This is a genomic window from Cecembia lonarensis LW9, assembly GCF_000298295.1.
Classification (GTDB): Bacteria; Bacteroidota; Bacteroidia; order Cytophagales; family Cyclobacteriaceae; genus Cecembia; species Cecembia lonarensis.
The window spans coordinates 1-8150 of record NZ_AMGM01000130.1; the positions used below are offsets into that span (position 1 = coordinate 1).

9 protein-coding genes are annotated in these 8150 nt (G+C 43.3%); 8 read left to right on the forward strand and 1 reads right to left on the reverse strand.

Annotated features, from left to right (window positions below; all coding sequences use genetic code 11):
- From B879_RS19685 to rodA, 5 genes are all read left to right on the forward strand, one after another.
- The coding region (locus tag B879_RS19685; protein WP_040401341.1) for a rod shape-determining protein at nt 1–892 on the forward strand (892 nt) is incomplete at its 5' end.
- Between the two features lie 7 nt (nt 893–899).
- Nucleotides 900–1718 carry a rod shape-determining protein MreC gene (gene mreC / locus B879_RS19690; RefSeq protein WP_009186984.1) on the forward strand — a complete coding sequence of 273 codons (819 nt, stop codon included), beginning with the start codon at nt 900–902 and terminating at the stop codon, nt 1716–1718.
- A gap of 6 nt (nt 1719–1724) precedes the next feature.
- Nucleotides 1725–2246 (forward strand): hypothetical protein, encoded by a 522-nt coding sequence (locus B879_RS19695; RefSeq protein WP_009186985.1) that lies wholly within the window; start codon nt 1725–1727, stop codon nt 2244–2246.
- Entirely contained in the window at nt 2247–4046 is a 1800-nt protein-coding gene (gene mrdA, locus B879_RS19700; RefSeq protein WP_009186986.1) for a penicillin-binding protein 2, read from the forward strand.
- 6 nt (nt 4047–4052) lie between these two features.
- Nucleotides 4053–5327, forward strand: coding sequence for a rod shape-determining protein RodA (gene rodA, locus B879_RS19705; protein WP_009186987.1), 1275 nt, complete (start codon nt 4053–4055; stop codon nt 5325–5327).
- A 2-nt stretch (nt 5328–5329) separates the two neighbouring features.
- Here the strand turns inward: rodA and B879_RS19710 are convergent, their stop codons facing one another.
- A complete protein-coding gene (locus tag B879_RS19710; RefSeq protein WP_009186988.1) occupies nt 5330–6439 on the reverse strand; it encodes a DUF8457 domain-containing protein in 1110 nt (369 codons plus the stop codon).
- A 43-nt stretch (nt 6440–6482) separates the two neighbouring features.
- On the opposite strand from B879_RS19710, the gene B879_RS19715 reads away from it, so the two are divergent.
- Genes B879_RS19715 through recO form a run of 3 tightly spaced genes read left to right on the forward strand, consistent with a single transcriptional unit; the run spans nt 6483 to nt 8099 of the window.
- Nucleotides 6483–6809, forward strand: a complete 327-nt coding sequence (locus B879_RS19715; protein WP_009186989.1) for a 2Fe-2S iron-sulfur cluster-binding protein — start codon at nt 6483–6485, stop codon at nt 6807–6809.
- Between the two features lie 5 nt (nt 6810–6814).
- On the forward strand, nt 6815–7399 hold the full coding sequence (locus tag B879_RS19720) for a thymidine kinase (protein ID WP_009186990.1): 585 nt from the start codon (nt 6815–6817) through the stop codon (nt 7397–7399).
- A 10-nt stretch (nt 7400–7409) separates the two neighbouring features.
- Entirely contained in the window at nt 7410–8099 is a 690-nt protein-coding gene (recO, locus tag B879_RS19725) for a DNA repair protein RecO (protein WP_009186991.1), read from the forward strand.
- Nucleotides 8100–8150 lie beyond the last annotated feature (51 nt).

The window sequence follows — 8150 nt, forward strand, 5'->3', positions numbered from 1 at the left end:
GGCCGTTGGTAAAGACGCGATGAACATGCATGAAAAAACGCATGAAAACATCAAAACGATCAGACCGCTAAAAGATGGTGTTATTGCTGATTTTTATGCGGCAGAACAAATGATCAGGGGTATGATCAAAATGATTCCCGGCCATAAGAAGGGAATGTTTCCCAAATCCCATAGGATGGTTATCTGTATTCCATCCGGTATCACTGAAGTAGAAAAGCGGGCAGTAAGGGATTCCGCCGAACATGCAGGGGCAAAGGAGGTGTACATGATTTATGAACCCATAGCCGCTGCTATAGGTATTGGGATTGACATCGAAAAACCCATGGGGTCTATGATCGTGGATATTGGAGGTGGGACTACCGAAATTGCCCTGATTGCCCTTTCGGGAATTGTGGCGGATCAATCCATCCGTGTGGCAGGAGATACTTTTACCAAGGATATTCTGGATTACATGAGGAGACAGCATAACCTGCTTATAGGAGAAAGATCTGCCGAAAGGGTCAAAATTGCGATAGGTTCAGCCCTGACTGAACTGGATGATGCCCCCGAAGACTATGAGATCAGAGGCAGAGACCTAATGACTGGAATACCAAAGGTGATCAAAGTGTCTTATTCGGAGATTGCTTTTGCCCTGGATAAATCAGTGTCCAAAATTGAGGAAGCTGTACTGAAGGCATTGGAAATTGCTCCACCTGAATTGTCTGCTGATATTTACGATAACGGTATCCATTTGACAGGGGGAGGCGCACTTCTCAAAGGACTGGATAGAAGATTACACCAAAAGACCAAGTTGCCGATCCATATTGCTGAAGATCCATTAAGGGCAGTGGTAAGAGGAACGGGAACTGCCTTGAAAAATATAGACAATTTCAGAACTGTCTTGATGACCTGATGACTGAATGCAGCGCATACTATTATTCCTATATAGAATAAGGGCTTTTTTGTTGTTCGTATTGTTGGAATCCATTGCGATATGGCTGATTGTTTCCAACAACTCGCAACAAGGTGCAGTTTTTTTTAATAGTGCCAATCAGTACAGCGGTAGAATCCTTCAAACACAGCGCAATGTTCTGGATTATTTTTCTTTAACATCTGTCAACAAAGCCTTGGTGGATCAAAATGCTGCTTTGCTTGCTGAATTAGAGCATTACAGGCAACCTGTTGACAGTATGTTCATCCCCGTGGACGCTACGATGATGGCGACCTTTGAATTCAAAGGCGCCAAAGTCATCAATAATTCCATCAATTTGGCACAAAATTTCATCACCATTAACAAGGGAGCCAAACATGGCATCAAAGAAGGCATGGGTGTTTTTAATGAGGAGGGTGTTGTGGGAAGGGTTAAAGGGGTGACCCAACATTTCGCATCTGTAATTTCTCTTCTACATACTGAACTTCTGATATCTTCCAAAATTGAGTCCTCTGAAGTTTTTGGATCTACCAAATGGGACGGTAAGGATCCAAAAAAAGCCAAATTGCTATATGTGCCAAGACACGTAGAGCTCAAGGTAGGAGATAGGGTAGTAACTTCTGGTTATAATGTGATTTTTCCGGAGGGCATCCCGATAGGAAAAATCATTGAAGTGGGGGCAGGTACAGAAACCAATTATTTGGACGTCACCATTGAACTGGCAACAGATTTTACAAGGATTTCCTATGTGTATTTGGTAGAAAACTTTGTAGAAGAAGAATTAGAGATTTTGGAAGATTTGAACTGACCCAAGATGAATAGCAACAGGATAATCTTATTAATCGGAGGCTTTTTCCTTTACCTCATCATACAGGTTTTGCTGCTGAAAAACATAGTGGTTTTTGGTCTGGCTTTTTGTTTTTTGTATGTGCTCTATATTTTATTGTTGCCCTTGGAAATGAAAACCATCCCCATCATGTTGGTTGCTTTTGTGTTAGGTATGGGGGTTGATCTCTTTTATGATACATTGGGTATGCATACTGCCAGTTTATTGGCTTTAGCATTTTTGAGAAACTCCTGGCTTAAATTGTTGACGCCGACGGGTGGTTATGATGAAAACTTACAGCCTTCAATGCTCAACATGGGCTTTGGTTGGTTTACTTATTATAGCCTTCCATTAATACTTTTGCATCATTTCATTTTTTTTTATATCGATCAATTAGGAACCAATTTATTCCTTGCTGGCGTTCAAAAAGTTATAGCAAGTACTATTTTTGTGTTTGTAATGAGTATCATTGTACAATTAATGTTCTACAGGAGAAGGAGGGGTATATAAATGAATGATCAAAGACCGCTAGTCATCGTAGTGGCCATCGCTTTGGTGGGCATGGTGCTTTTGACCAAATTGTTTTTGATTCAGGTGGCTGACGATAGTTTTTTGAAAAGGGCCGAAAGGAATGCCATTCAAAGGGTAGTGGACCACCCTTATAGGGGACTTGTGTATGACCGTACCGGGAAAATTATGGTTTACAATAATCCCATCTTTGACTTAATGATCATTCCCAGGGAGTTTGCCATCAAGGATACAGCCAGGTTTTGTGAGATTTTTCAAATCAATAAAGAGCAATTGATAGAGGGGTATAATTCAGCCAGAAAATATTCTTCTGTGAAGCCTTCACCATTAATCAAGCAGATTTCGACCACTGATTTTGCCCGTATACAGGATTACCTGATAGATTATCCAGGATTGTTTGTGATGACCCGTGCCGTGCGTTCTTATCCCCAGCCAGTGGCAGCCAATGCTTTGGGTTATATCGGTGAAATCAGTGCCAGACAATTGGAACGTGATACGCTCAAGTATTACAGACAGGGTGATTTTGTAGGATTAAGCGGTATAGAAGGGTTTTATGAGCCCGATCTCCGTGGTGTGAAAGGTGCGAAATACAAAATGGTGAATGTGAGGGGAGTGGATAAAGGCTCTTTTAAAAATGGAGAATACGATACTGCCTCTGTGGCAGGAAATAACCTGACTTCTACGATAGACCTGGCCTTGCAGCAATATGGAGAAATGCTTATGGGGGGCAAGCGGGGATCTGTGGTGGCGATTGAGCCTAAAACAGGAGAAATCCTGGCCATGATTTCCGCTCCGAGTTATGATCCCAATCTTCTTACCGGTGCCAAATTTGGCACCAATTACCTACAATTGAACCAGGATGACAGCAAACCGCTTTTTAACAGACCCATCATGGCCATGTATCCTCCAGGTTCCATCTTTAAAGTGGTGCAGTCGCTGATTGGCCTTCAAATGGGGGTTTTGACACCCAATACCACCTATTCCTGTAACCGTTCCTTAGTAGCTTGCCACAATCACCCCAACCCGGTCAATCTTTTTGGGGCAGTGAAATATTCCTGTAACCCTTATTACCATCAGGCCTACCGTGCCATGATCAACAGGGAAGTATCGAGAAGCACTTTTAAGGATACTGAGATTGGGCTGAATATTTGGAGAGAGTCAGTGCTAAAATTTGGGCTTGGCGGACAATTGGGCGTAGACCTTTACAATGAGAAAGGCGGGTCCATACCTACCAGCCAATATTATGATAGGGTATATGGTCCGGGCAGGTGGAAGTATTCTACCATTTATTCCTTGTCCATAGGCCAAGGAGAGATGATGGTAACACCTCTTCAAATGGCCAATTTGGCTGCAATTTTTGCCAATAAAGGGTACTATTACACCCCGCATTTGATCAAAGCCATTGATGGAGACCCAAACAAAATCCCATTGAAATACAGGACTAAAAATGAGGTGGGGGTTGATGCCCATCATTTTGATCTGATTCAGGATGCTATGGCAGAAGCCATTTATGGCACGGCTGCCAGAGCAGCGATCAGGGATATTACCATTGCTGGGAAAACCGGAACTGCTCAGAACCCGCAAGGTGAGGACCATTCCGTATTTATTGCCTTTGCACCCAAAGAAGATCCAAAGATTGCCATTGCAGTGTATGTGGAAAATGCTGGATGGGGCGGCAGAGCTGCAGCCAGTACGGCCAGCTTGATGATTGAAAAATACTTGCGCGGGGAAATCACCCGCCCTGCTTTAGAAGAATATGTTCTGGCAGGAAATTTTATGTAATTGATCGTGAGACAGGAAGATTTATATATCAATAAGATCGATTGGCTGACGATAGTGATTTATGCTTCATTGGTCATCATCGGCTGGTTCAATATCTATGCAGCGGTTTATGATGAGCAGGCAGCCATGAGCATCTTTGATTTTTCCATCAATTCAGGTAAACAACTGGTGTGGATAGGTACAGCTTTACTTTTGATCACCCTGATTATGGTGGCTGACTACAGGCTGTTTGAAAACCTCTCTCTGGTCTTGTATGGGATTTTTTTAGTGTTTTTGCTGATTACCCCATTCTTTGGTAAGGAGATCAATGGGCAGAGGGCCTGGTTTGAAATTGGCGCATTCCGTTTGCAGCCTGCCGAGTTTGCAAAATTTGCCACTGCTTTGGCACTTGCCAAATTGATGGAAAGGCCTACATTTGATTTAGGACAGACCAAGCATCAGTTGCAGGCACTTTTGGTTATTATGCTTCCGGTAGCTTTGATCATGCTTCAGCCTGATACGGGGACGGCAATGGTGTATACGGCTTTTTTTATCATGCTGTACAGGGAAGGCATGCCCCAACACTATTACGTGATCGGGCTTTCATTTATAACCATATCCCTATTGGCCTTGGGTATTGAAAACAACCTTTACATTGTAGTGGGTGTAGCAGTGCTGGTATTGATACTCATCATGCTGGGCAAAAAAAAATTGGGCCGGATCATAGGCTTTATAAGCCTTGGGCTCATCATCATTGGGTACACTTATAGTTTGGATTATGTGGTTTCCAAATTGCCGGAGCATCAACAAAACAGGATCATGGTACTTTTTAACCCTGATCTTGATCCTCTGGGCGTAGGCTGGAACGTCACCCAATCCAAAATTGCCATTGGTTCGGGTGGATTGATGGGGAAGGGTTATTTGGAAGGTACCCAAACCAAATTTGACTTTGTCCCAGAACAGCACACAGACTTCATTTTCTGTACCCTTGGAGAGGAGTTTGGTTGGTTAGGCTCTTTGGTGGTGATCATCCTGTTTTGCGCTCTATTGATCCGGCTGGTGTTTTTGGCAGAAAGGCAAAAGAATCGATTTTCCCGGGTATATGGTTATTGCGTGATCTCGATTCTTTTATTTCACTTTATGATCAATATTGCGATGACCATAGGGCTTTTTCCGGTAGTTGGCATTCCATTGCCCTTTTTTAGCTATGGGGGGTCTTCATTATGGTCTTTTACCATTTTGCTTTTCATCTTTATCAAGCTGGATTCCCATAGGATTCAGCTATTGGGAAGAATGGGCTAGGCTCAGTTTCTGTGGTCAAACTTTCTGAAGATCAACTGGAGCAACTCATTGACTTCGTCAGCATTTTTGTCCCAGTTCAATTCTCCCACATAGCGTTGGTTGAGGAGTTCAATGGCATCGGCAAAGCTTTCACATTGATCGATGGTTTTTAAAGCATGGTTCATCAGGTCCGGATTGCCCTGAAAAAGGGCTTTGGTAAACATGAACTTTTGGTTGAGTCCGACACTTTCTGAAAGGTCCTTGATGGTTCCTTTCATGATAGAATATTCCTCTGCTTCAAATTTTGACCAAACCTGAAGCGGGTCCAGTGCCTTCTCCACAGGTGCCATTTTATAATTGGCGGCAGCAGAATCTAAAGGTTTTTCCTGTTCAGATTCCTTGGGAAGTGCTTCAGCTTGATGTTGAACCGCTTCCACTTCCGGTTGTTCTGTGGAAGATGGATTTTCCGATTGATCCACTTCAGAAGCCCGCATTTCATCGGTCTTTTCTTGCTGGGATGCTTGTAGGAGACGGGACCAGTCTATAGGCAGCACCTGGTGCATGCTGTCCAGGAGTTTTTCGGCAGGCTCCAGCTTTTCATTGAATTTCTCAAAGTTCTGATAAAGCGCTTGTTTGAACGCCTCTGGTGTCTGGGATATTCCAGCCCTATCAATGAGGTTGGCAATAAGATCTGTATGCCATTTGTAATATTTCTTATTGTCTTTGAGGTAAGTGTTGAGTTGGGCAGCCTCCTTTCTGTCAAATTCTTTATCAAAAAAAGCGACCGGGTCCAGGGCCAATGCAATAGAGGCTTCCACAGCATCCTGAAGCAAGGGCTCAAAGTCCTTTCTTTCTACTTTGATGCTCCTGGAAAGCACATTCATGAATTCCTTCAGCGCCTCATGGACGGCATTGTCACGATAGTCAAAGTAAGGATTGCTTTTGAGTTTTTCGACTTCTTTTTGCCAGGCTTCAAACAGGGCTTTGATGGTGAAAAAATTGACCTGAATGCTTTGCGTCAGTTGAACCATTTGAGGTCCTGTCATGTATTTTCTTTGTGAAAAATAGTCATCACAGGTTTTAACTGTAAATTGCTTGGCATATTCCTGAATGTATGTATAATTGATGGTCATAAGCTATTGAGATATTGAAAGCTTTCATTTTCCAACGAATATCATGATCAAAGTTATTATAGAAAATCTGAAAAATCACGAAATAATTTCATCGGAACCTGGCCGTAAAGTTATTGAATTAATTCATGAAAACTACATAGATTGGATGCATGCCTGTGGAAAAAAGGGCAGATGCACCACATGTAAAATGATTGTGCTTGCCGGTATGGATGGCTTGAGCCCCTTGACAGAACGGGAAGAATTTTTCAGGGAAAGGGGCAGGTTAAAAGCTGACGAAAGGTTAACTTGCCAAGCTAAATTGGAGTCGGGGGAGCTGTTGATCCGTGTAGCGGAAGAAAATAAATTCCCCCATATGGAATATTCAGCTTAAGGCATATGTTTATAGAACCTTCTATAGGGAAGTCAAAATCAAAAGATAAGAAAGGGCACATAGAAGTCATCTGTGGGTCCATGTTTTCGGGTAAAACAGAAGAGCTGATACGCAGGCTGAATAGGGCGTTGATTGCCCGGCAAAAAGTGGAGATTTTCAAGCCTACTGTGGATAAACGTTATCATGAATTTGACGTGGTTTCCCATAATGAAAATGCCATAAGGTCTACTCCTGTAAACTTTGCAGAGGACATCATCCTTTTGGCAGGAGATTGCGATGTAGTGGGGATAGATGAGGTTCAGTTTTTTGACAACAGGATCATCCATGTAGCCAAGGTGCTGGCCAATTCGGGAAAGCGGGTCATTATGGCTGGACTGGACATGGATTTTGAGGGTAATCCTTTTGAGCCCATGCCACAATTGTTGGCCATTGCAGAGTACGTAACCAAGGTACATGCCATTTGCATGAAATGTGGGGATTTGGCATCTTACTCTTTCAGACTTACAGCGACCAAAGAAAAGGTGCTTTTGGGAGAGAAAGAGAGCTATGAAGCCCGCTGCAGAAAGTGCTTCTATGAGGACCTGAAATAAACGTATTTCCATGCTGACCAAGACACAGGGTATTGTTGTTTCCTACATTCGCTACAAGGACACCTCCATCATCGTCAGGATATTTACGAGAGAACTTGGCTTGAAGTCTTACATCGTCAATGGGGTACGGAGCAGCAATGCCAGGACTAAAATGGGTTTCTATCAACCCCTCACTTTTTTGGACCTGGTGGTTTATGATAAAGAAAATGTCAGTCTCAACCGGATTGCGGAGGTGCGCTTGGGAAAGGCTTATCAAAGGATTCCATTCGATTTTATGCGTTCAGGTATTGCCATGTTTGTCTCCGAGGTCCTGTCCAAGTCCATTTACGACGGATATCAAAATGAGGAATTGTTTGATTACTTGGATCTGGCCATTTGCCGATTGGATGCTGAAAACACCGTACTGAGCCATTATCCCGTAACCTTTCTTTGGGAAACTGCCAGGTACCTGGGTTTTGCACCGGATGATGCCCTTGGTTTTTTTGAAGAATTACAGGAAAATTTCACCAAACAGATGGATTGGCAGCCTGAGGTGGCTTACCTGGAAGGATTGATGGAAGCCTCTTTTGCCTATGCTGAAAAAACACCTGGCTTGATCCGCCGAAATCTGCTGGATCATTTATTGTTATTCTATGCCAAGCACCTGGACCAAACTTCGGAGTGGAAATCTGTGAAGGTGTTGAGGCAGATGATGAGTTAAGTGGGAGTTGGAAGGGGGGCGGAAGGCGGATTTCGGAGGGCAGGACGGAGT